This is a genomic window from Pontibacter actiniarum, from assembly GCF_003585765.1.
Classification (GTDB): domain Bacteria; phylum Bacteroidota; class Bacteroidia; order Cytophagales; family Hymenobacteraceae; genus Pontibacter; species Pontibacter actiniarum.
Genome location: NZ_CP021235.1, coordinates 3,485,201 through 3,509,819 on the forward strand (window position 1 = coordinate 3,485,201; position 24,619 = coordinate 3,509,819).

Consider the following 24,619-nt stretch of genomic DNA (forward strand, 5'->3'; position numbering starts at 1 on the left):
ATGAAAGCTACAATTGAGTATAAGAGGTTTTTTGCCTATTCTGAAAGTCAAAATAAATATTTCAACACAGAATTCAATTCAGGAATTAATTTAATCCACGGTAAAAACACCTCAGGTAAAAGCACACTAATACAGGCCATCCTCTATACTTTTGGTATTAATGATGAAAAATACAAATTAGATGAGGTCTTAAAAGAAAGAGTGATTTTCAGGCTTGACTTCATTTTGAAAAAGGATTCTCCTGAAAGAATAACATTCATTAGAGATAATGAATTTATAGTTGTAAGAAGAGAAGATAAGCCTATCAAGAAATTTATTGGAATTAGCGGTGATAGGTCAGAAGAACATAAGGAACTTAAGGAATACGTAGGAAATTTAATTGGATCTTCTTTACATTTAGAGAGTGCAGGGACATATAAACCAGCATCTATTGAAGCTATGTTTTTACCATATTATGTGGCGCAGGATGTTGGATGGGTGTATAGGCACAAATCTTTTAGAGGATTAGACTTTATCAAAAATTTTAAAACTGATTTTTTCGATTATTATTTAGGTATAGTAAATGACTTCGATAGAGCTGAAAAGCATATTTTAGAAACGGAAAAAACTAAACTTGAAAGCGAACTAAAGTTTTTAAAGGAGATTGAAAAAAGTAATGACGAGTTTAGACTTTCTAGAATGAAAGACGAAAGGTTTATTTCTACATCTAATGAATACATTGAAAAATATAAGAATAACAAAGCGAAGTTAATTAAGTGGGAGAAAGAGTATTTATTAGCTTGTAATAAACTAGCGTTTTTAGAGGAGCGTAGAAGGGTTTTATCAAGAGTTAAAAAAGCATTAACTAAGCAGCAACCACTAAAAAACAACTGTCCTACCTGTAACCAACCTCTACCTAACACAATTGAATATATTTATGACCATCTACAGGATGTCAATGACACAAATAAACAACTAAGTGAAATAGGCAAACAAATAGCTGAATTGAAGAGACTAAAGGGCTCTATCAATTCATTAGAGGATAGAATTAATGAACGTAAAAAATTAATTTCAGAAGAATACTCTACTTTAACTAGATATGAAGTAGACGGCTTGACTTTCAACTCTTGGATTGATAATAAAGTAAACGTTCAACTATCTGAGAATGCATTAAATAAAATAGGAGAGATAAGCGTCAAGCTGGATAAGAAAATTGAACAGCTAAAAGCATTCAAAGCAGATGAGGACATCATAGAAGAAAGAAAGACAAAGGAATATGAATTTAAAAGATATTTTGGGAGCTATCTTTCTGAATTAGGGGTAAAAGAGTTTGACAATGATAGGTTTCTATTATTGTATAGAATACCTGCATTCCCGAAACAAGGTGTAGAATTACTGAAAACTTTATTAGCTTATAATTTTGCTTTCAACAAGATAATTAAAAAAACTGAAAATGTACATAGACTTCCTTTTATGATGGATGCCATTTTCAAGGAGGATATTGATGACGATAATAGAGGCTCTATATTAAAGTTTATTTATAAAAATAAGCCAATAGATACTCAAATAATAATGACTATTGCAGATTCGAAAGAAAACAAGATATCTGCAGCAGATTATAATGAAACATACCTTAATAACGAAGCAAAGCTAATTTGTATCAACAATACCTTAGAAAGAGCCTTCCTCTCGGAGTATAAAAATGAATACCCTGAATTTTTAGAAGAAACTTTAAGTTTGCTTGAATAATCATAAATAAGCAGGATACACTCATGCCAAAATTTCCTTTTCCAGAAAGCAATTTTGCGATGAACTTAGCAAATTGTAAAGACAATGGGTATAATTAGTCACCACTTGGTAACCCGTACTATTGATTTAGTGCTCAAACCTGCTCTTTTTGCCTAAAAAACCACATTTTAGCTACTAAGGACCAACCTCATCATGATCGGCCCGCCGGGCGCCGGAAAAACCATGCTGGCCAAGCGCCTGCCGTCCATACTTCCGCCACTCTCGATGCACGAGGCCCTGGAGACAACAAAGATACACTCCGTGGCGGGCAAACTGGGCGAGACCGGTTCGCTGCTTACCACACGGCCGTACCGCTCGCCGCACCACACCATTTCGGATGTGGCGCTGGTTGGCGGCGGCGGTATTCCACAGCCCGGCGAGATATCGCTTTCGCACAACGGTGTGCTGTTTCTGGATGAGTTGCCGGAGTTTAAGCGCACCGTGCTGGAGGTGATGCGCCAGCCGCTGGAGGAGCGCCGCGTTACCATTTCGCGCGCCAGGACTACTATTGACTTCCCGGCGAACTTTATGCTGGTGGCAAGTATGAATCCCTGCCCCTGCGGCTATTACAACGACCCCAACAAGGAGTGCGTGTGCGGCCCCGGTGTGGTGCAGCGTTACCTGAACAAGGTAAGCGGCCCGCTGCTGGACCGCATAGACCTGCACGTAGAGGTGACGCCGGTTACGTTTGACGAAATGACGGCCCTGCGCAAAGCCGAGGACAGCGCCTCTGTACGGGAACGGGTGGTACAGGCCCGGGAGCTGCAGACGAGCCGCTTCAAAGAAGTGCCGCAGATTCACTCCAACGCCATGATGCCCTCCCAGATGGTGAAGGAGGTTTGCCAGATAAACGAGGCCGGGCGCACGCTCCTCAAAACGGCGATGGAGCGCCTGGGGCTATCGGCCCGCGCCTACGACCGCATCCTGAAAGTAAGCCGCACCATTGCCGACCTGGCCGGTAGCGAGGAAATTAAAATTGAACATTTAGCAGAGGCTATTCAGTACCGCAGCCTCGACCGCGAGGGCTGGGCAGGCTGAACCGGGCACAACACAAACCGTTATTTAACAATAACTTAACATAACAGGCAGCTACAGACAGCAGCCTGTTTTTTGTTGCCTTTGCGCTGGTCCGGCTTACCTAAAATGTACTCTGCAGTCGCTAAAATAGCTCTGGGCTGCTATACTTTTCTAAAACCCCTGCGTAATAGGCTTACATTAGGCAGCACGGTGTTTCCGCGCTCATCCTATTGTTCTATTAAGTTACAAATGTTTAAAATTATGAAGAAGGTCTTATTACTTTTTGCATTTATACTGACTACTGTTTTTGCCGCCCAGGCCCAAACCCGTTTCGGAGTAAAGGTGGGCGCCAACTATTCTGGCTTTGAAGGAGACGATGCCGACGGCGCGGACAGACGGTTCGGCTTCCACGCGGGCGTTACGGCCAATTTTCCTGTAGTGGAAGATTTCTTTTCGATAAAGCCTGAGATACTGTATTCTCAGAAAGGTGCCAAGCTGGAAGACATAGATGAGGTAAAGTACAGGCTAAGCTACATAGATGTACCTGTGCTTGCCCAGATCAATGCCGGCCCGTTATACTTTGAGGCAGGCCCGCAGGTCTCGTTTCGGGTACAAGACAAGCTGGAGATTGATGACAGCAGCATTGACGTAGACAGCGACGGCCTGAAGCGTACGGCTATAGGCTACGCAGCCGGTATTGGTCTTGCCTCTACCCCGCTGGGGCTAAGCATAGGCGTGCGCTACAACGGCGACTTTTCTAACCTCTATGACGATGACGACGCTGCTGACTTTAGGAACGGGGTATTTATGCTCACGCTGGGCTATATGTTCCCGAGCCGATAGAATATGCCTTAGTACAAACTAACTCTGTGAAAAAACTGAAAGTCCGGACCTGGTCCGGACTTTTTATATGCCTCTCTACCATACGTTAAGTATAGCCTGCCTACATATTTCGCCCTTCTATATATTCTTTGGCTATGTTTTGGCCCGCTTGTTGCTACCGTTTCCGGTACATGCATGTGAGGGCGCCAGGGGTGTTAGCGACAGTAAAAAATTTACACTTTCAGTAACAGCCTGTTGCGCCGATTTAAGGACAATATTATAAAAGCTTAAGAACACAAGTATCCTAAAACCTGTATGCTGCACGTTTAAGGCACATACGACTAACGAACACGATTATGAAGAAGCTATTTTTATCATTCGCATTTGCGCTGGCTGCCTTTGGAGCGGCTCAGGCACAGTCTGGTTTAGGCATCAGAGCGGGCGCCAACCTCTCTAACCTCTCCGGCGACCTAAAGGATGAATCGCGCTACGAGAACAAGATTGGCTTCCATGCCGGTTTAACCTATAACATTCCGGTAGTGGGCGAGTTTTTCTCCATCCAGCCAGAGCTCCTGTACTCCAACAAGGGCTTTAAGTATGAAGACACCGAAATAACCCTTCCCCTGGGAGGCGATTTCCGCAGAGAGGGCAACATGAACTATAACTACCTGGAGCTACCGGTGCTGGCCCGCATCAAGGCAGGCCCACTTTATTTTGAAGGCGGCCCGCAGGCGTCGTACCTGCTGAGCGTGAACAACAACATCAAAGAGTACATGAACGGTGAGCGCACCAGCTCCGCCACCACCAACCTGGATAAGGATGATATGAAGGAGTTTGAGGTAGGGTACGCCGCAGGAGTCGGTATTACAAGCGGCATGCTGAGCATTGGCCTGCGCTACAACGGTAGCTTCACCGATATTGTCGACAAGTCCTCCAACGAGTACTTCGACGATGAGAACTTTACCGATGCCCGCCACTCTACTGTTATGCTGACACTCGGCCTGAACTTCTAAACCTCCGGGTAAGAGAACATTATTTTTTTCTGTCTTCCTAAGCCAGCCCCATCATTTTGGTGGGCCTGGCTTTTTTTATGCCCGCCAACTATTTCATACCTGCGGCAGTAAATGTAAGCATCAAACCTACTGCCCAACGCTATGAAAAAGACACTCCTGTTCCTCCTGTTTATACTTGCCCCCGTACTGCTGGCACAGGCGCAGTATACCCGCTTTGGTGCCAAGGTGGGCGGCAGCCTCTACGCTGTACAAGGCGACGATGGCTCCTCGGATGTTACAGATAACCTGGCCGGCTTCCACGGAGGCGTAGTGCTGTGCTACGAGTTTGTGTCGCGGCTGGCCCTGCAGGCGGAGCTGCTGTATGAGCAGAAAGGGTTTGTATATGATGAGTACCCCCTGAACGTAGCCGAGGCGCTGGCAGACGACCACCGGCTGCACTACCTCACGCTGCCCCTGATGCTGAAACTGCAGAAAGGAGGCTTGTTTGTGGAGGGAGGCCCTTACCTGGGCTACCTGCTCGCTGAGAACACAGAAGTGGTGCGCGTAGAGCGCAACTCCGGCAACACGGAGCCCGCCATACTTGGCGACTACCCCCTCAGCATGGATGACTTTGAACGCTGGGACTACGGCTACACGGTAGGTATCGGCATCGAGATGGACAACGGCTTTTCCTTTAGCCTACACAACACCGGCGGCCTTACCTCCTTCTCAAAAACGCTGGACCAGAAAAACTTCGGGTTTAAGCTGAGCATCGGTTACCTTATCCCCAGCCCGTCTCCGGACGATATGATGCGCTGGTAAACGCAAAGCGGCCCGGCTGTTATCGCCGGGCCGCTTTGCGTTTGGGGCAGGCACACCTGCTATTTCATGGCAGCAAAATGCTTGTAGAACAACGGGATCGTTTCGATGCCCTTCATGTAGTTAAACAGGCCGAAGTTCTCGTTTGGCGAGTGGATGGCATCCGAATCCAGGCCAAAGCCCATCAGCACGGAATCCAGGCCCAGCTCAGACTTAAACATGGCCACAATCGGAATAGAGCCTCCGCTGCGCACCGGTATCGGCTTTACACCGAAGGTTTCTTCGTAGGCTTTAGCGGCAGCCTGGTAGGCCGGCGAATCGGTTGGCGTTACCACCGGCTCACCTCCGTGGTGCGGCTTCACCACCACCTTCACACTCTTCGGTGCAATGCTCTCGAAGTGCTTCTTAAACTTCTCGGTAATCTCCTCTGAGGTTTGGTGGGGCACCAGGCGCATCGAGATCTTCGCATAGGCCTTAGACGGAATAACCGTTTTGGCTCCTTCGCCGGTATAGCCTCCCCAGATGCCGTTCACGTCCAGCGTCGGGCGAATGGAGTTACGCTCCATCGTTACATAGTCTTCTTCCCCGTGCACATCGCCGAGGTCCAGCGCTTTTTTATACTTGTCCAGGTCAAACGGCGCGCGGGCCATCTCGGCTCTTTCTTCCTGGCTCAGCTCATCTACATTATCATAGAAGCCGGGGATGGTGATGTGGTTGTTCTCGTCGTGCAGCGAGGCGATCATCTGGCAAAGTATATTGATCGGGTTTGCCACCGCCCCGCCGTAGAGGCCGGAGTGCAGGTCGCGGTTTGGCCCGGTCACCTCTACCTCCAGATAGCTCAGGCCGCGCAGGCCCGTGGTAATGGAGGGGGTGTCGTTGCCCAGCATGCCTGTATCGGAGATCAGGATCACGTCGCCCTGCAGCCTGTCTTTGTTCTCCCGCACAAACGTACCCAGGTTTACGGAGCCAACCTCTTCCTCGCCCTCAATCATAAACTTAACATTGCAGGCAAGCGTGTTGGTCTTCACCATAGTTTCAAAGGCCTTCACGTGCATGTACATCTGCCCCTTATCGTCGCAGGCGCCGCGGGCGTATATCTTGCCGTCTTTCACCACGGGCTCGAAGGGAGGCGAGTTCCACAGTTCGTAAGGGTCTGCAGGCTGCACGTCGTAGTGGCCGTACACCAGCACCGTTGGCAGGCTTGGGTCCACCATTTTCTCCCCGTACACCACAGGGTTGCCCGGCGTCTCCACCAGCTCTACATGGTCGGCCCCGGCCTCCAGCAGGCGCTCCTTCAGGAACTGCGCATTGCGCATTACATCGGCCTTAAACTTAGGGTCAGCGCTCACAGACGGGATGCGCAGCATGTCGAGCAGCTCGTTTAGAAAGCGGTCTTTGTTGTCGTTGATATATTGGTTTATCATAGCGTAGTAACTAGGTTTCGACTTAAAGTTACAAAAAAAAGCCACCCTTGCTTAGCAGGATGGCTCTTCGGTAGTATTTTGTACCTGTTCGGGTGCCTTAGCGCTTGCGCCCTAGGTTGATGTTGGCTTTGCTTTCCTCGCCGGCTATCAGGCGGTTTATATTCTTACGGTGCGTGAGTACCACCACGGCAAAAAGTATAAACCCGAAGATGATCAGGATCGGGTTCTCCGGGTGAAAGCGCGGCACCAGCAGCAACAGCATCGGGAAGGCCAGAGCGGCAATCATGGAGCCCAGCGACACATACTTAGAGGCAAAGAGCACAATCACGAAAATGGCGATGCACATCAGGGCCACCACCGGCTCAATAGCCAGCATCATACCCAGCAGCGTTGCCACTCCCTTACCGCCCTTAAAGCGCTCGTACACCGGGAAAATATGCCCCAGCACGCCTAAGGCACCATAAATTAACTGAAACACGATCAGTTGCTCCGGCTCAATGGCATTGAATATCACCAGGAAACCGGCCAGGGAGGTGGCTGTCCAGCCTTTGAAAATATCGAGCAGCATCACCACGGCACCTGGCTTTTTGCCCAGCACGCGAAACGTGTTGGTGGCGCCGGAGTTCCCGCTGCCGTGCTGGCGCACGTCGATGCCATAGTATGCCTTGCCTATCCAGACGGCCGAGCAAATGGAGCCGATCAGGTAAGCAGCTATGGCAAATACAGCTATCAGTAAAATATCCATTGATGTAATCTTTTAATTCCAGGGATGCTTTTCCACCAAACGCCTTTGGGTAAACAGGCGCAACCAATGGCAGAAACAAGCCCAAATATAGCTAAAACTTAATTATCTGCGAAAATTAAGTTACCCGGTAACTGTATACGCGATGCTTATAGTTCCTGGTTATTTCCCTCCGTTTCCGGCTCCGCCTCAAACGGGTCTTTCTTGTTCTTCTTCTTTTTCTTCTTTTTATCCCCTTTAGCCGCGTCGTCATCGGAAATAAAGTCGAAGTTGCCGGTCGGCTCGTTTACCACTTGTTCTGAGGCTGCCTTAAACCCTTCCTTGCCACCCAGGTAAGTCGTCTGGAAGTAGTTCAGGAACTCGTTCTTCTCGATCGGCATGCCCTCGTAGATGCCGTAGCTGCTGGTGGAGCCGCGCCCGCCCTTCGACTTGGAACGCACCGCCTTGTTGAACTTATCATCCGAGGAGGCCATCGTTAAGCCGTTCTCAAAGTAGCTAAAATAGTACCAGGTAAAAGGATCGGCCTGCAGGTACAGGTTCACCACAGGGTCTCCGTACATGTCCTGCTTCATCTCCAGGTAGCCGTTCATGCGGGCATTGATATCCTCCTTCATGCTACTGGCCAGGCTGATGCCGCCTACGCTGTACCAGGCGTTCTGCTTGTTTGACCAGCGCAGGTCCACATCGCTCAGCACCAGGCTGCGCTCCAGCTTCTTAGACAGCTTCGGCAGCGGCACGTACTCCACCATCGACTGCTCTTTATACTTGCGGGCCTCTCTGTCTCCCACAAACTCCGCCAGTTTGTACACCATGGCATCGCCTGTGTTATCCACGGCCTCCACAGCACCTACAGCGTTCCCGCGCAGGTTCCCCGCCATGGCCTCCAGCGTCTGCTTTGGCACATCCAGGTCAAACACCAGCATGGTATTCAGGTTGTAGCGGCTGCTGTCTACGTTAGCGTCTCCACTGCCAGAGGCCTCTACGTTAAAGCTTTTCTTAGGCTTCAGCAGGTTCAGCTTGCCCTCGAAGTGAATCGTGTTGGTCGCCTCGTTGTAGAGCAGCACGTTGCCTTCGTAAGCACCGCCATAGGCCCGCTCTTCACGCCCAAGCTTAAACTCTGATTTCTCCTTGTTGTAAGACAGCAGGCCATCCACCACAAACAGGTCCAGGTCTTCCTCCGCCTGCTTCTTCGACACAAAGGTGTTGTAAAGCTTGCCGGAGCCCGCCGAAACGTGCAGGCCGGTGTGCAGCGCTGTTCCGTCAGCAGCCTTTGACTTGCTGATCGGGATACGGACGTTTTTGGGGTCCAGCGTGTCTTTTTTGTAAGAGAACCAGTCAGAGTCGGCCGGGTTGCCCGTAAAGTTCAGCTTCAGGTCGCCGTCAAAGTCCAGGTGCTCGTTTGGCGCGTTCATCGTTACCTTGCCGCGGTACAGGATTCTCGGGAAGATGTAGAACGGCTTCCCTTCCTCCATACTTGCCGTGGCGTACGTGAACACCGGCTTCTTCTTCTCCTTCGGGTTACCGTAGATAAAGTTCGAGAACTGCAGCTTAAACGAGTCGCCGGCGGCGTTGTAGTAGTCGTGCAGGGCATCGCCTTTAAACGCCATCCTGGAGAGCACATCAATGTTGCCCTTGTACAGTTTGTGGAACTGCTGGGCAGAATCGGCCATTACCTTTGCGTTGCGCAGGGTGCGGATAGTTGCATCGGCAGCCACAGCCACCTTACCGCTGTCCGGCAGCACGTACACATCGGCCACGGCAATATAGGGCACACCACCGGCACGCAGGGTGTTGTCTTTTAGGTTATACTCTCCGCTGGCAGCCATAAACTTCAGCCCGTCCTGCTCCGGGTGCTGGGAGAAGAACCAGTTCTTCCCGCCGTTCTCGTCGGCCTGCAGGCTTACCTTTTGCTGATTCATGTCCCAGCGGGCACTGCTCATGGAGGTCTTGTACTGTGCCTTCGGGAACTCCAGGCTGGCTACCCCCTTCTGCTCACTCTCAAAATCCACGAAGCCCTTGGTCATGTCGTAGGTGAAGGCCACATCCTGTGCCTTAACGGCCGGGCGACCCGCCACATCCGACTTCACCAGCATCTGCGCGTTGTTACCGCTGAAGCCCCGCTGCTTGAACCGGAGCTTTGGAGAAGTTACGTTGGCATTGGGGTTATCGAGTACGCCGCTACCGTACAAGCCGCCGGGAGAAAGCTTGGCGACACCTTTAAAGGTATACCCTTCCTTGTAAACAGACATGGGCTCTTTCTGCGTTTGCAGGTACATGGTGTCGGCCTGAGGCTGCCAGTTCATATCGAAGTCTTTCAGGCTAGCCACCGGAAACGCGGTGCCGTTGAGAGAGCTCTCCGCAATCACGACCTCTTTGCCTCCCTTAACCGTCGCCCCGTTCTTGTAGAACGTGTAGGCCGGGGCCTGCAGCGTAGCCGCCAGGTAGGTAAGTCTTCCTTTGCTCTGAATACCGGCTGAACTCATCATGATGGTATCGTACACCATTCCTTTGCCGCCGTAGGCTGGCAGGCCTTTGGCGGGCGGCTGGTAGTAAAAGCCTAGGGTTTCATCGGGCATCATCTGCATCTTCGCCTTAATTGGCGGAAAGATGCCGCCGGAGTTAAAGGTACCGTCGAAGGACACCACGCCTTTTCCGGAGCTCAGGCTGTCGAGCTTAAACGGCGGCATGTCGAAGTACACCGTGCTGTCGTAGGCGCCGCCTGCCACATCTGGTCGCGAAAAAGCCACCTGTGCACCGGCCACGGCATCGAATTTAGGGTACTCGGCATAGTGTTTCTCTCCAGATTTGTTGCTTGGCTTGTTTATGTAGAGTTTACCGGAAAGCTTCCCGCTGTTGCCTGTCAGTACCTGGTCCGACACCTCGTTGCTCCTGGACCTGCGCTTTTTGGATACCAAGGCGATGGTGTCCAGCTTCGCCAGGTCTATCGCGAACTCATCGTAGCTGAACCTGAACTCGCGGCCCTTAAAGGCAAGGCTGCTGGCAAACACCTGCCCGTCAAACTCAATGTCGCGGTTTTTCAGGATATGGATTTGCTCGCGGCGCGGCAGTACATAAACGCTCGCTGTATCGTTGTTAAAAGCGATCCTGTTCACCCCCCGAACCGTCAGTTTGTTATCCTCCAGGTTCAGGGTGGCGTTACGGCCCGAGGGCACCACAGACTTGATCACCAAGTGGTCGTAGTCCTTCAGGTCGCGGGAGGCGCCTACATAGTGCCAGGCTTTGGGCTTCAGCTGGATGTAACCCGAGGCAGGGTCGTAGTCCAGGAAGCTCTGCTGCGACATGGCTGCCGCAGCCTCCCGCACGGCTGTTTCGTTTAAACGGGTAGCTTTGGCCACATCGGCCGCATAGAACGTGCTGGTTTTGGCCTTGGCTCCGTAGCCCACCAGTATCTGCAGCGGGTGAAACGGCGCAATGCCCACCAGTTGCTGGTAGCGGTTGTTTGAGTAGTACTCCGTTGATTCCAGCTGCACCGGGATCAGTGTCTTCGTATTCAGGATGGAGAACTCTATTTCTGGTTGGTTCAGGTTCCAGTGCACGCGCTCCGCTGTGATCTCCAGCCTGTGGTAGGTATCGAAGAAAGGGGTGCGGGCATAAGGCCCTTTGTCTTTTGTGAGCGTCAGGTTTTGGTTGGTGCGGGCGTAGCGTAGCTGCATGGCCGGGTGCGTGATGGAGTCCTGGCCCTGGTAAATCGCCACGGAGGCACGGTTTGCCAGCACCAAGGAGTCTTCAAAGGTATAGTTGCGGGCCATGGTGCGGAACTTGCGCGCGCCCTGGTGTGTCACCACCAACTGCGACAGGCTTCCGTCCAGCGGACGGCTGCCTACCACGTTGCCCGTTAACGAAAAGCCGCCTGTGTAGGCTATGTTAGGCCCCAGGCTGTTGAGCCTGGCATCGCTGGTAAATGAGACAAACCTCGGGTAAGGGTAGTTGCCAGACTTGCGCTTACTGCTGATCCACTCCAGCATTCCGTCCACGGGTGCGGCCAGTACTGCGGGGTAGCTCACTTTTACGTCCGGCGCCTTGAAACCGGCAAAGCTTGTGTTAAAGTTATACTTGCCCAGGTCTGCCGTTGCAGGCTCGCCCTTCGCTTCCCACTTAAAGGAGCCGCCCTCGCCCACAAACATGTTGTTGACCAGCATCAGCTGGCCGGCAGTGTTTTGGATGGAGGTGGAGTCCCAGGGGGTTACGAACGTGAGCGCCACGCCCTCCAGCTTCAGCACCGGCCCCGACACCTTGGGCATCTCGGGCACAAACTGGCGCTTCAGGCTCTCTTTGCGCTTCTGTGCCGTTTTCTGCTTGTCTTCCTTCTTCGGAGCGCTCGTTACAGTGCCCCAGCCGTCATCCTCTACCAGCTCCCCCTGCTCGTTTACCTCGTCGTCCCAGGACACGCTGCCCCAGCCATCGGCCTCTTCCGCTTTCTCCCCGGTTTCTTTGCTGGCTCCTTCGTAGGCAAAGCTAAAAGAACCGCCGGAGGCGTTCAGGCTATAGTAGGAGTTCCTGAACAGGCGGTTTTCGCTTAGGTAGAGGCTGGCCGTGCTCAGGAACTGCTCCAGGCTCTTGGTGTTCTCCTGCTTTACAGCTTTTGACGTCACCTCCAGCAGGTTGTTCAGCTGGTTTGCGCTCAGGTTCTGCTTCCGGGCCCCTGCCGTGAGCATCGTGAAGAAATTGGCAAAGTGCGGGTTGCTGCGCATGCGCTTGCGGTACATGAGCTGGGCAATATCAATCACCTCCTTCTTTTGCCCGGACGAGAGCTTGCCGCTGCCCCATACTTCTTCCAGGTCTGCGGAAAGGGCTTCGGCGTTCTCCACCTTCCCCGCAAGTAACATGGCTTTTACATCTCCTACAAAATCGTCAGGCTTATCCGATAATTTGGTTTGCGCCTGCGTCGTCAGAACCGTCAGAAATAAGATGAAGGGTAGAAGCTGTTTCATAAGGGTAAGGGTTGGGGATTAAAGAAGGGAATGTACTCTGAGGCAGTGGTTATGCTTTAAACAAAGCCGACACCCAGTTATTTTTAACGCGGTGCGATAGGTAGGTCAGGCCCAGCTCCTGGGCGCGCTCCTGCAGCATGGGCAGGTCTTCGGTGTAAAAGCCGCTTAGCAGCAGCCAGCCTTCCGGCTTCAGCACAGCCTTGTAAGCAGGCATGTCTTCTAATAGAACGTTTCGGTTGATGTTAGCCAGTATAATATCGAAAGGTTTTTCTCCTTCGATGGTCTCAGCTCCGCCCAAACGCACATCTATACTTGCATAATTGTTCAGCTCGGCGTTTTCGCGTGCGTTTTCTACCGTCCAGTCCTCAATCTCCACTGCCACAATCTCGGTGGCGCCCAGTTCTCCGGCCATAATGGCCAGGATGCCGGTGCCGCAGCCCATGTCCAGCACGCGCTTGCCCTGGTGGTCCAGCGTCAGCTGGTTCTCTATCATGAGGGTGGTGGTTTCGTGGTGGCCCGTGCCGAACGACATTTTCGGGTTGATCACGATATCGTACTTCGCGGCGGCAGGCTTCTCATGGAAAGAGGCACGCACCGAAACCTCCCCACCGATAAACAGCGGCTCAAAGTTGCGCTCCCACTCCTCGTTCCAGTTCTGGCGCTCAATCTTCTGCACCGCGTACGTTACCTCCACAAAGTCGGCGTAGCGGCTCAGGGTTTCCTCCAGGTCCTGCTGGTTATACTTGTCTTCCTCAATGTAGGCACTGAAGCCATTTTCTGTCTCTACAAAGGCATCAAAGCCCAGCTCTCCGAGCTCGGCTGTCAGAATGTCCGCAAAATCTGTGTTTACGGTAAGTGTTACTTCTATAAAATCCATGGTAGTTGTTATTCGCGGCAAGTGGCAAAAGAGCGCGTATCGGTAAAATGTACAGTAAAATCGGCCTGGTAACGCTGCTCCGTTACATACAGCACATGGTCAGCAAAGGCTTTGTTAGGAGTGACGTACCAGATGGCCGCTGCGTCGGCAAACAGCTTGTTGCTCTCGCGGTACACCACCATGTTGGCAAAGGCCTCTTCCTCCCCCAAATACACCACATGCGAGGCGGTGTTTTTATACATGGGGTTTCGCTCCAGGTACACCGATCCGTAAATCTGGCAAAAGTTACGCCCTGCCGTGGCTGTGGCAGGCGCGGCAGGAGAAAGGTGCGGCAGCAGTGCCATCCAGATCATGAATAGTATCTGCATATATAATTTTGTTAAAATACAGGGCAAGATACAAAAAAAGGTTGCTAACCCCGTAGGCCAGCAACCTTTTTTACAGTATGCTATTGTATTTTAAAAGGACTTAATCACGTCTGTAAAGTCTCTGGACTTCAGGGAGGCTCCCCCGATCAGGCCGCCGTCTACATCCGCCTGCGCGAACAACTCCTGCGCATTGGCCGGGTTGCAGCTTCCGCCGTACAGAATCGGGGTTTTATAAGCCGCCTCGGCATCAAACATGCGGGCCAACTGCTCCCGGATGTACTCGTGCATTTCCTGCGCCTGCTGGCTGCTGGCCGTGCGGCCCGTGCCAATTGCCCAGATCGGCTCATACGCCACTACCACCTGGTCAAACTCCTCGTTGCTCAGGTAAGACAGGCTGTCGTGCAGCTGTTTGCCCACGTAGTCGAAGTGGCGGTCGGCATCGCGCTCCTCCAGCGGCTCGCCGCAGCAGAAGATCGGCTTCAGGCCCTGTGCAATAGCGGCTTTCATCTTCTTGTAAAGCGTCTGCGCGTCCTCGTGGTGGTACAGGCGGCGCTCGCTGTGGCCAATGATCACGTACTCCACGCCCACCGACTTCAGCATGGCCGCTGACACCTCTCCGGTAAACGCGCCGCTGTCGTGCTCGCTCACGTTCTGGGCAGCCAGGTGCATCTTATCATTACCTTGTGTTAGCTTGCCCACGCTCTGCAGGAACGGGAAAGGAGGAGCCACCACTACGGTCACGTCGCCATTCACCTCGTCTTTCACCATGTTGTCGATTTCCGACACCAGCGAAAGCGCCTCCTCAGCGGTTTTGTTCATTTTCCAGTTGCCTGCAACAATCTTCTTTCTCATGCTTTATACTTTGTGTTGATGATGGTTATACTTGCTTTAGCTTGCTCAGAAGCTTTACGGCAAGATAGTAATTCCTGATGTAGGATAACAACTGTATGGAATACAATAGGCATAAGCGAGAGAGGAGAGCAATATTGCTCTCCTCTCTCGCTTATGCCTATTGTATTGTGCTACTGTTTTGCTTCTTTTGGAAGTCTCATTACATAATAATATCCAATGAAAGGGACGAACCCAACTATCAATAAAGTTTTAAAATTATAGGGATATTTACCGGTTAAGGCTCCAAAACAATATCTAGCAACCAACCAGATGTGTATAAAAACAAAAAGAACCCAAACATCTTCGAAATCGATATTTAAAAATGTCATTGCCATACTTGTTTAGTTATCTCTAATTAATTGCCTTCCCCAAGTACTCCCATCACCACTCACAACACCAGTATATTCCGCAACATATGAACTACCGTACACATTACCATCGTAGTTCATTCCAGTGTAAAGTAACCCACTAAAATTAAAAGATAAACTACTACCAGAAACATGCGCTGAAGCACTTAATGCATTGAAATCAAACCCTCCAAAAGAACTATCTGTGGTATAAGTAGATATAGCCCACGATGTAATATTTCCATTAGAATCAGTTGAATACGCTATTTCAACTGTTACATTAGAGTAAGGCCAATCATTTTCAAACGTCATATATGATCTTCCTGTATAACTTGCAGACCCACCACCTCCACTATCATAACCACCTCTCTCAGTATCAGAAACGAGATCAGGTCTGGTTGCGTATAATTCAATTTGTTGAGACGTTTGTTTATCTACAGTTTTATTTGCTTTTAGCTTAAGAGTTTCTTCTCCTATTTCAAAAGATTCAGGCTTCGACTTTTCTAAACTTTTGAGAAAATCATTTGCTATCCTATCATCTTCAACAACTTTGTATTCCTTTATAAGCTGCTGCTTTAAATTACTTAATTTGTGCGTTGAAAAAATTTTACTCCCTGTGGGAACAGGGAGATCGGCTTGCTGATCTTCGCACGAGCTTGCACAGGATGCTATAAGGATTAAAATTGTGGACTTAACTAAATTAAGTTTTGCTTTCATATTTCTAGTTTAGTTTGAATGCATCAAACATACATCAACTAATAAATATATATAAGGAAATAACTTCAGTTAAAGCAACCATAAACAATATAACAAATAACAAGATTATAAGATTAAGCTAAAAAATAAGCAATGACAAAATTAGCATATTCTATACTTTAACCGAGACACTAATTTTTTATGGATAAAAAGACTACGAAATTATTTTCAGCAAAACATATATAGCCGCTGCAAGTGTGCTTGCAGCGGCTTTTTCTTACTTTATACTTCTCTTACAGCTTCTCCTTCAGGAACCGGGCGGTGTCGTTGTCTTCCAGCTTCGCCATCTCTTCCGGTGTGCCTTCAAACAGCAGGTGACCGCCGTTGGTGCCTCCTTCTGGGCCAAGGTCTATGATCCAATCGGCACATTTCACGATGTCCATGTTGTGCTCGATAATCACCACCGTATTGCCGTTTTCGATGAGCGCGTTGATGGAGGTGAGCAGCTTGCTGATGTCGTGGAAGTGCAGGCCGGTGCTCGGCTCGTCGAAGATGAACAGAATGTTTTCCTGGTGCGGCTGCGCACCCTTCGTCAGGAAGGAGGCCAGCTTCACGCGCTGCGCCTCGCCACCGGACAGGGTGTTGCTCGACTGCCCCAACCGGATATAGCCCAGGCCCACGTCGTTCAGCGGCTTCAGCTTCTCGATGATCTTCGGCTGGTCAGCAAAAAAGTCAATGCTGTCGGCAATGGTCATCTCCAGCACATCCGATATGCTCTTGTCTTTATACTTGATATCGAGCACATCCTGCTTAAAGCGTTGCCCGTGGCAGCTCTCGCAGGTCAGGTAGATATCGGCCATAAACTGCATCTCGATCTTTACCTGCCCCTCGCCCTGGCATACTTCGCAACGGCCACCCTCGATGTTAAACGAGAAATGCGACGGCTTAAAGCCGCGCGACTTGGCCAGCGGCTGGTCGGCGTACAGCGTACGGATAGCATCGTAAGCCTTCACGTAGGTTACCGGGTTAGAGCGCGACGATTTGCCGATCGGGTTCTGGTCCACAAACTCCACGTGCTCGATCTTGTTATAGTCGCCCGCCAGCTTGTCGAACTTGCCTGTTGCCTCAGCCGTGGAGCCGTGGAGCTTCTGCATGGCCGGCGCCAAAATCTTCTTGATCAGGGTAGACTTCCCGGAGCCGCTCACGCCGGTCACCACCGTCATCACGCCTAGCGGCACCTTCACGCTCAGGTTTTTCAGGTTGTTTTCGCGCGCCCCGATAATTTCGATGGCATTGCGCCACTTGCGGCGCTGCGCCGGCACCGGCACTTCCATCTTGCCCGACAGGTACTTGGATGTGTACGTGTCGGCACGTTGTGTCATCTCCTCGAAAGAGCCCTGGAACATCAGGTTGCCCCCTCCCGAGCCTGCTTCAGGGCCAATATCGATGAGTTGGTCGGCCGCTTTCATCATTTCCTCCTCATGCTCCACCACAATCACCGTGTTACCGATCTGCTGCAGCGAGCGCAGCACTCCGATCAGCTGCTCAGAGTCTTTCGGGTGCAGGCCTATACTTGGCTCATCCAGAATGTACATCGACCCCACCAAAGCACTGCCCAGAGAGGTAGCCAGGTTAATCCGCTGGCTCTCTCCGCCAGACAAGGTGTTGGAGAGGCGGTTCAGCGTCAGGTAGCCCAACCCCACGCGCTGCAGATAGCCCAGGCGGTTGCTCACCTCCGTTACCAGGCGCTCCGCCACGTTATGCTCGTGCTCCGTTAGCTCCAGGTTCTGGAAAAACGGCAGTACCTGCGTGATCGGCATCAGCACCAGGTCGGTTATACTTTTGCCGCCTACTTTTACATAGCTGGCATCTTTGCGCAGGCGCGAGCCCCGGCACTCCGGGCACGTGGTGCGCCCACGGTAACGCGAGAGCATTACCCGGTACTGGATCTTATGCGTCTGCGACTGGATTTCTTTAAAGAAGGCATTGAGGCCGGAGAAGTACTTGTTGCCCGTCCACAGCAGCTCCTGCTCCGCCTCTGTCAGCTCATTGTAAGGCCGGTGAATCGGAAAGTCGAAGCGGATGCCGTTCTTGAGCAGCGGCTGCAGCCACTCATTCATCTTGTCGGTGCGCCACGGAGCGATAGCCCCTTCATACACCGTCAGGCTCTTGTCCGGAATCACCAGGTCCGGGTCTATGCCCAGCACGCTGCCGAAGCCTTCGCAGGTCTGGCAGGCACCGTAGGGGTTGTTAAAGCTGAAGAAGTTGACCGACGGCTCCTCGAACACCATTCCGTCCAGCTCAAACCTGTCGGAGAAAACGCGCTCCTCCCCATTGCCGTACAGCACGCGGCACTCGCCGTGGCCCTCGAAAAAAGCCGTCTGCACGGAGTCGGAAATGCGAAAAGCAAGGTCCTCGTCGGATTTATAGATCACCGCGCGGTCCACAAGTATAAATACCTCCTTGCCCAGCTTGGGCTTCTTCTCCTCCAGCAGCTCTTCGATAAAGTATACCTGCTCATTTGCGTAGATGCGGGAGTAGCCTTTCTGCAGCAGCAGGTCCAGCTCTTTGGCCAGGGTGCGCTCCTGGTGCTGGTGCAGCGGCGCCAGGATCATCACGCGGGCCTCATCCTCCAGCGAGAAGATAAAGTTCACCACATCCGTTACGGAGTCCTTCTTTACTACCTCCCCCGAAACAGGCGAGTAGGTTTTGCCGATGCGGGCATAAAGCAGTTTCAGGTAATCATAAATCTCGGTGCTGGTGCCCACAGTGGAGCGGTTGTTCTTAATGCTTACCTTCTGCTCGATGGCGATAGCCGGGCTGATGCCTTTGATGTAGTCCACGTCGGGCTTGTCCATACGCCCCAGGAACTGGCGGGCGTAGGAGCTCAGGCTCTCCACGTACATGCGCTGCCCCTCGGCATACAGGGTATCAAAAGCCAGGGAAGACTTCCCCGAGCCGGAGAGCCCTGTGATGACGATAAATTTATTGCGCGGCAGCGCCACGCTCAGGTTTTTAAGATTGTGTACCCGTGCTCCTTTTATAATGATGTTCTGGCGAGCGTCTAACTCGTCAAGTTTATCTGCAGATGTGTTTGCCATAAATTTTGCGGCCTCCCCGGCAGGTATTACTACCTCTGGCAGAGGCCATTTTTATGCTGGTTGTTAATTGGTAAAGTTACGAATAGATAACCTCATTTTGAAGGGCTTTGTTGCAGTTACAGCACTGGCCGCACGTGCAGCAGGGAAACAAAGCCGGCGCGGCCTCACAAGCCCCCTCACTACCTCCACTTTTTTGCACACTTCACACAGCTTCACAGGCATTTAAAGGCGCTTTACTAAAATCGCGACCTCCCAGCTCCCTCCCAGCTATCGCACTCGTACACAACAGTATAGCATGGCATGCTGTAGCAACTGCGCAGCCGTGTGCGTAGCAGAAACTGCACTGCAGGCTCTGCTGCAACGAACCAACCCCTCCAAAGATGGCGCTTTGCCTGTTCCCTCACCCTCCGGGGCCATCGCCCTCCTGACTCCTTGTTTACCGCTGGGTACGCCTCCTGTTGCACCGTGAGCTAGAACTTAACGCGACCCTATTCATGAAAACATCTACGCTGCTTACCTTCCTGATACCGATACTTTTTTTACTCCTGATGCCTTTTGGCAGGGCCAAGGCACAGACCGTTGCCGTTTGCGAGTACGCTGACGAATGTATTTTTGTGGCTTACGAGGCCGTACAGGAGTCAGCCCCGAACGCCGGCACACTACTGGTGGTTTTAAACGCCACCCTGCTAAACAGCGGCAACTGCAGTAACATCGACGGGATGATTTTCGTGCCCGTGGGCGGAGTACCCGTTCTGCGGACCAGGGCGCAGCTGGCTGCCAGCCCCTTTGTGGAGCTCCTGGTGAACAGAGACCTCTTTGTGAGCACGCCCGATGTGGTAGTCAGCACTTTCACATACCTGCAGTTCTTCGGGTTCAGGATTCCCATCCCGACCGAGATCGTGGACCTGCAGGCCCGCCTGGACTCCAACGACCCCTGCCTGTCCATCACGCCGCTTCCCGTGGAGCTGATCAGCTTTAGCGGGGTGGCCAGTGCCAATGGCGTGGCGCTGCAGTGGAGCACGGCCAGCGAGGAGAACAACAGCCATTTTGAGGTGGAGCGCAGTGCCGACGGAAAGCAGTTTGAGCAGATCGGCTCCGTGCAGGGCCACGGAACCTCCTCCGTAATGCAACGCTACCGCCACCTGGACAGCCGCCCGCTGCCAGGCCAGAACTACTACCGCCTGAAACAAGTGGACTACGACGGCCAGTTCGAATACTCCAAGGTCATCGCTGTAGCAACCGCTGAGGGACTGGCGAAACAGCTGCAGATCATGCTTTCGCCTAACCCGTGCCGCAACGGCGACTGCAACGTTAGCTTAATAGTGCCTTACCAGCAGCGGGAGGTACTGGTACAGCTGCAGGACCTCTCCGGGCGTGTACTGTTTGAGCAAAATCTGGCCGGCGAAGACGCTGAGCTCCAGCTCAGCCAGCAGCAGCTGCAAAACCTGCGGGGCATGTTCATTCTATCGGCCAAATCAGGCCAGGAGGTGGTGCGCCAGCGGGTAGTGCTGGAGTAGCGAAACAGGCGGAAAAATATCGCTCATAAACCTAAACCACAGCCTTTTACGCGCGTATGCGCAAAGGTTCATCATCTAACCTAACGCTTTATGGGAAAAGGAGATAAAAAATCCAGAAAAGGCAAAATCACGAAGGGCACTTACGGCAAAAGGCGCCCGCACAAGGACTACAACCAAAAGATGAAGCCTACAGACAAGGCGGCCACGGCGGAGTAGCGCCGCCGCAAAGCAAAACGCGCCTCCCCCGGCCTTTGCTGTGCGGGGGAGGCGCGTTTATATTTCTGCCATTTGGCTCGCCGGCCAGGCTACACGGCCTCCTCTGGCGTCAGGTCCAGCACCCGTAGCTTATCGGCTTTTACAGAGGTAAAGGCTACCACCACCAGGGTCATGATGCCGCCGAAGACCACGGCTGGCACTGTCCCCATCAGCTTTGCCGTAAAGCCGGATTCAAAAGCGCCTATCTCGTTGGAGGAGCCGACAAAGATGTTGTTTACCGACGACACGCGCCCCTTCATGTACTCTGGCGTTAATGTGTGAATAAGGGTGGAGCGGATAATCATGCTGATACTGTCAAACGCCCCGCTCAGGGCCAGCAGCACCAGCGAGAACCAAAAGTTCCTGGAGAGGCCAAACAGCACCATGCACACCCCGAAACCTGCCACGCACCACAGCATTTTTTTGCCGGCATCCACATTGATCGGGTAGTAGGCCATGAGCATCGCCATCAGCACAGAGCCCACCGCAGGCGCCGCACGCAGCATGCCCAGGCCCTGCGGCCCCACCAGTAAGATATCGGAGGCGAAGATGGGCAACAGCGCCACTGCCCCGCCAAACAGCACGGCAAACAGGTCCAGAGAGATCGCGCTAAGTATGATCTGGTTCCCGAACACGAACCGTATCCCCGACTGCAGGCTCTCCTTCAGGTTCTGGGGGTTTGCGTTTTCTGGCAATGGTTTTCTGCTGATCATGCTAAAGAAGAGCAGGGCCAGCAGCACCAGCACGGCATCGGTCATATAAGAGGCTGTAATACCGTAGAAACCGTACAGCAGGCCTCCGATAGCCGGCCCCGCCACGGAGGCTGCCTGCCAGGTGGTGGTGCTCCAGGTAATGGCATTGGCGTACAGCTGCTTGTTAGGCACCAGCTGCGGCATAAACGAGAAGATGGCCGGCCCCATAAAGCCCCGGGCAATGCCGCTCACAAAGATAACCCCGTAGATGGGCAAGGCACCGTACAGGAGCAGCACCCGGCTTATGTCCAGCGTAAAGTACAGGAGAGAGGCAGAGCAAAGCGCCAGCACGGCCACCACCACCAGGATGATTCGCTTCCGCTCCACGATGTCTGCCACATACCCGGCATACAACGACACGACAATAGAGGGAATGGCCTCGGCCAGCCCTATCAAGCCAAGCGAGAGCGGGTCCTGCGTCATGTCGTAGATCTGCCACCCTACAATAACAGCCTGTATCTGCATGGCCAGGGTAATGCAGAGCCTTGCCGAAACGTACAGCCTGAAGTCCGGCAGCTTCAGAACGGCATAAGGGTCGTGCTTGCGTGTTTTACTCATTTTTCTGCTTTGTACACTTTCGGCCCAAAGCTACGCCAAAGAAGCATCTCTTAATAGCGCTTGTCCGCTAATACTTAAAAAGTATAGCTTTACCAATATCTATTATAACTCATTACCGTATAACAAGTACCTCAGTCTCTGACTTTCGGATCCGTAGTTTCTGGTCTGCGGGGGGTGGCGTTAGGCACAGCACTTTACAGTACAGCAGGATATTATATGGCGTTAGCATACATCTGACATAACGGCAGAGGGTGCTCCCTTTTGCCTAAACACTAACCAACGACCGATGACAGCCATTCACAAACAGGACCTCCCTTTCTTGACTATTACTTTTCGGCAGGACCTGGATGTGCTCTTCTGTAGATGGCGTGTGGCGGTGGAGGGCCCACAGTTTACCGAGGGCTACCTGGCCGCCCTGAAGCTGGCACTGCAGCATAGGTCGCGCTTCTGGCTCCACGACCTGCGCATGCGCAACATCTCCTCGGAGCAGGAGCGCAGCTGGTTTATCGCCAACATGTCGCCGCCGGCAGCCACCATGGCTCCTGGCATCTTTATTGCATATCTTATGTCGCCGCTGCAGCGCCAGAACCTGGTATCGGAAACTAAGCCCATTTCGGAGGTGATTCATTACAGCCCTCACCTGCATGCGCGTTATTTCATAAGTGAGCACAACGCATTGGAGTGGCTTGAGGCGTGCCGCCTGCAGGCAGTGCCGTAGCAAAGGGCTCCTTGCCGGCCCTTTCTTGCTAACTATCAATAACATCCAAAAAACTTACTAAAAAACAGAGCGGCTTCTGTAACTATGTCTCTTAAACAGAAGTATAAAAATTCACCTTTTTTAATCTTGGGCCCTGTTTATCAAAGGCGCTGCAGGCCAGCAAAAGTTAGCCCAACGTAATTTATTTATTACCTCTCTGTTAACAGGGAGGCACACGTATTACGAATACAAAAAGTATACTTTTCTTAGTCAACGCGCGTCGTTCTGGCTCGTATCTTGAGGACTGTAAGACGTTGATAAAATTATCTATTTCACAATTAAAGATTATTCCATGCAAGCACTGGACATCAGAGATTTGTTGGAGAACATCGAGCGGAAGGTGTACCAGCAGGAGATTACAACTGACGACGCAGTAACGAACTACATAAACACAGAAATCGCAAAAGCCATCAACCTGAAGTATAAAAAGGAGAATGAGGCTGAAGAGGATCTGCTGAAAAACGTTTCGTGCACCACGTTGGAATGTTACCTGGACCACCTGAAGAATGTGGAGGCTAAACTGAAGCAGCCTTGCAACCTTTCGGCTCAATGCAACCCGGTAGAGGAGCGCGATATTAACCGTCGCCTGCTACTGATTCTGAACCGCCTCAAAGGCTACAGCAGAAGGTAAGCCTTCTGCCTTTACTAAACTTTAAAGATTATCCTTCGCAAGATTCCTCAGCTCTTTCGAAGGATTTTTTATGTCCGTACCTTTCCGGGCCCCACAGCGGCTCTCCCTCCTGCCCCGGCACTCGCGGGGCCTATCAGAATAACTGCCAGGGGCTATACATGATGCAAGTCATTTTTTAGGAGGCGGTTAGTGTGTAAACTTGCATAGGATACAACACGAGTAAGAGCAGCCATGGATACCGATAACCAACCCCTACAGCAGCCACTGACCGACCTGTGTGGCCAGATAGCCTACAGCGCGAACAGCTTCCGGAGCCAGGTTATACTGGAGCACGAGAAGCAGAAGGCGATTCTGTTCGCCTTCTCAGAGGGGCAAGAGCTTAAGGAGCATAAAACCAGCCATGATGTGCTGCTGATTATGCTGGAGGGAGCCTGCGAGTTCAGTATTTACCTGTCGCCACAGGTGCTGAGGGCAGGGCAGGTCATCAGGATTCCGGCCCATGAGCCTCACGCTCTGAAAGCGTTGACAAACTTTAAGATGGTGCTGATAAAATAACCTTATGAAGAGAGACCTCGCGACCGAAGAAGATATCAAACTGCTTGTAGATACATTTTATGACCACGTGAACCAGGACGACCTGCTTTCACCGGTTTTCAACGGCTTTGCCAAAGTAGACTGGTCTCGCCACCTGCCGGTTATGTATAACTTCTGGAGCTCCGTTCTGTTCGGCAGCATCGCTTACAAAGGCCAGCCTTTCCCGAAGCACATGCGCCTGCCTATTGAGCGGAAGCACTTTTCGCGCTGGGTGAGCCTGTTTCTGCAAACGGTGGACGAGCTGTTCGAAGGCACCAAGGCGGAGGAGGCAAAGCACAAGGCCAGCAGCATCGCCCGTGTTTTCCAGATGAAGATGGGCCTCTTCAGTTTCCTGGACCAGGAGGCCGACGTGGTGTAGCCGCATCCTGCGGTCAAAAAGAGAAGGGCAGTGGCGCTAGCGTTACTGCCCTTCTCTTTTTAACCTGTTTCGCACTGCCTGGGCCTGCTGCTTGTGCATGCCCAAGCAGTGCCGGCCTATCCGCACGGCATCTTTTTTTTACCAGAAAGGCAGCAGCTCCAAAATACGTCGCCGGCAAGCTAAGCAGAAGCGCAGGCACAGCAACAGCCTGGCTACCTGCACCATTTTTCTCAAGCTGCCGAAAAAGCCCTCACTAAACCCGATGCCACGGCCGGCCAAAAGCATAGCACACGGCTATATGTGGAAAAATAAATCTACTGCGTTTCACCACCCATTTTATACCCTTTCGTATATATAGCCCATATAGACGCAGCGTAACGCG

General features: G+C 51.8%; 20 protein-coding genes and 1 pseudogene. 11 read left to right on the forward strand and 10 right to left on the reverse strand.

Annotation, left to right across the window (positions count from 1 at the left end):
• From CA264_RS14890 to CA264_RS14910, 5 genes and pseudogenes are all read left to right on the forward strand, one after another.
• Positions 1-1,728, forward strand: coding sequence for a hypothetical protein (locus tag CA264_RS14890; protein WP_025608181.1), 1,728 nt, complete (start codon positions 1-3; stop codon positions 1,726-1,728).
• 183 nt (positions 1,729-1,911) lie between these two features.
• A pseudogene (locus CA264_RS14895) lies at positions 1,912-2,805 on the forward strand (YifB family Mg chelatase-like AAA ATPase); the annotation flags it as partial.
• Between the two features lie 240 nt (positions 2,806-3,045).
• Positions 3,046-3,627 carry a porin family protein gene (locus tag CA264_RS14900; protein ID WP_025608183.1) on the forward strand — a complete coding sequence of 194 codons (582 nt, stop codon included), beginning with the start codon at positions 3,046-3,048 and terminating at the stop codon, positions 3,625-3,627.
• Positions 3,628-3,962: 335 nt separating this feature from the next.
• Positions 3,963-4,619 carry a porin family protein gene (locus tag CA264_RS14905; RefSeq protein ID WP_025608184.1) on the forward strand — a complete coding sequence of 219 codons (657 nt, stop codon included), beginning with the start codon at positions 3,963-3,965 and terminating at the stop codon, positions 4,617-4,619.
• A 141-nt stretch (positions 4,620-4,760) separates the two neighbouring features.
• Positions 4,761-5,420: a porin family protein gene (locus CA264_RS14910; protein WP_025608185.1), complete on the forward strand. Its 660-nt coding sequence runs from the start codon at positions 4,761-4,763 to the stop codon at positions 5,418-5,420.
• A 59-nt stretch (positions 5,421-5,479) separates the two neighbouring features.
• On the opposite strand, the gene CA264_RS14915 is transcribed toward CA264_RS14910, so the two are convergent.
• The 9 genes from CA264_RS14915 to uvrA all read right to left on the reverse strand — a co-directional run bounded on the left by CA264_RS14915 (position 5,480) and on the right by uvrA (position 18,815).
• Positions 5,480-6,841 (reverse strand): dipeptidase, encoded by a 1,362-nt coding sequence (locus CA264_RS14915; RefSeq protein ID WP_025608186.1) that lies wholly within the window; start codon positions 6,839-6,841, stop codon positions 5,480-5,482.
• A 97-nt stretch (positions 6,842-6,938) separates the two neighbouring features.
• Complete coding sequence (gene plsY, locus CA264_RS14920; protein WP_025608187.1) at positions 6,939-7,586, reverse strand: glycerol-3-phosphate 1-O-acyltransferase PlsY; 648 nt, start codon at positions 7,584-7,586, stop codon at positions 6,939-6,941.
• Positions 7,587-7,732: 146 nt separating this feature from the next.
• Positions 7,733-12,535, reverse strand: coding sequence for a hypothetical protein (locus tag CA264_RS14925; protein ID WP_025608188.1), 4,803 nt, complete (start codon positions 12,533-12,535; stop codon positions 7,733-7,735).
• 49 nt (positions 12,536-12,584) lie between these two features.
• Complete coding sequence (gene prmA, locus CA264_RS14930; RefSeq protein ID WP_025608189.1) at positions 12,585-13,412, reverse strand: 50S ribosomal protein L11 methyltransferase; 828 nt, start codon at positions 13,410-13,412, stop codon at positions 12,585-12,587.
• 8 nt (positions 13,413-13,420) lie between these two features.
• The gene (locus CA264_RS14935) at positions 13,421-13,780 is read right to left on the reverse strand and encodes a 7(1) septoil knot domain-containing protein (protein ID WP_051364480.1); all 360 of its coding nucleotides are present in this window, start codon (positions 13,778-13,780) and stop codon (positions 13,421-13,423) included.
• Positions 13,781-13,870: 90 nt separating this feature from the next.
• Positions 13,871-14,632 carry a triose-phosphate isomerase gene (gene tpiA / locus CA264_RS14940; protein ID WP_025608191.1) on the reverse strand — a complete coding sequence of 254 codons (762 nt, stop codon included), beginning with the start codon at positions 14,630-14,632 and terminating at the stop codon, positions 13,871-13,873.
• A 170-nt stretch (positions 14,633-14,802) separates the two neighbouring features.
• Positions 14,803-15,006, reverse strand: coding sequence for a hypothetical protein (locus tag CA264_RS22130; RefSeq protein ID WP_025608192.1), 204 nt, complete (start codon positions 15,004-15,006; stop codon positions 14,803-14,805).
• Positions 15,007-15,012: 6 nt separating this feature from the next.
• On the reverse strand, positions 15,013-15,735 hold the full coding sequence (locus CA264_RS21880; protein ID WP_157593709.1) for a hypothetical protein: 723 nt from the start codon (positions 15,733-15,735) through the stop codon (positions 15,013-15,015).
• Between the two features lie 272 nt (positions 15,736-16,007).
• The gene (gene uvrA, locus CA264_RS14950; RefSeq protein WP_025608193.1) at positions 16,008-18,815 is read right to left on the reverse strand and encodes an excinuclease ABC subunit UvrA; all 2,808 of its coding nucleotides are present in this window, start codon (positions 18,813-18,815) and stop codon (positions 16,008-16,010) included.
• 494 nt (positions 18,816-19,309) lie between these two features.
• Here uvrA and CA264_RS14955 point away from each other — a divergent pair, with 494 nt between their 5' ends.
• Complete coding sequence (locus CA264_RS14955; RefSeq protein WP_025608194.1) at positions 19,310-20,332, forward strand: type 1 periplasmic-binding domain-containing protein; 1,023 nt, start codon at positions 19,310-19,312, stop codon at positions 20,330-20,332.
• Positions 20,333-20,422: 90 nt separating this feature from the next.
• On the forward strand, positions 20,423-20,548 hold the full coding sequence (locus tag CA264_RS14960; protein ID WP_071784617.1) for a 30S ribosomal protein THX: 126 nt from the start codon (positions 20,423-20,425) through the stop codon (positions 20,546-20,548).
• A gap of 89 nt (positions 20,549-20,637) precedes the next feature.
• Here CA264_RS14960 and CA264_RS14965 read toward each other — a convergent pair whose 3' ends face one another.
• Positions 20,638-21,897, reverse strand: coding sequence for an MFS transporter (locus CA264_RS14965; RefSeq protein WP_025608195.1), 1,260 nt, complete (start codon positions 21,895-21,897; stop codon positions 20,638-20,640).
• A 286-nt stretch (positions 21,898-22,183) separates the two neighbouring features.
• Here CA264_RS14965 and CA264_RS14970 point away from each other — a divergent pair, with 286 nt between their 5' ends.
• The 4 genes from CA264_RS14970 (at position 22,184) to CA264_RS14985 (ending at position 24,237) form a co-directional block, all read left to right on the forward strand.
• Positions 22,184-22,615, forward strand: coding sequence for a hypothetical protein (locus tag CA264_RS14970; RefSeq protein ID WP_025608196.1), 432 nt, complete (start codon positions 22,184-22,186; stop codon positions 22,613-22,615).
• Between the two features lie 331 nt (positions 22,616-22,946).
• The gene (locus CA264_RS14975; protein WP_025608197.1) at positions 22,947-23,285 is read left to right on the forward strand and encodes a hypothetical protein; all 339 of its coding nucleotides are present in this window, start codon (positions 22,947-22,949) and stop codon (positions 23,283-23,285) included.
• Positions 23,286-23,516: 231 nt separating this feature from the next.
• On the forward strand, positions 23,517-23,840 hold the full coding sequence (locus CA264_RS14980; RefSeq protein WP_025608198.1) for a cupin domain-containing protein: 324 nt from the start codon (positions 23,517-23,519) through the stop codon (positions 23,838-23,840).
• Positions 23,841-23,844: 4 nt separating this feature from the next.
• Positions 23,845-24,237 (forward strand): group III truncated hemoglobin, encoded by a 393-nt coding sequence (locus CA264_RS14985; RefSeq protein WP_025608199.1) that lies wholly within the window; start codon positions 23,845-23,847, stop codon positions 24,235-24,237.
• Positions 24,238-24,619: the final 382 nt, after the last annotated feature.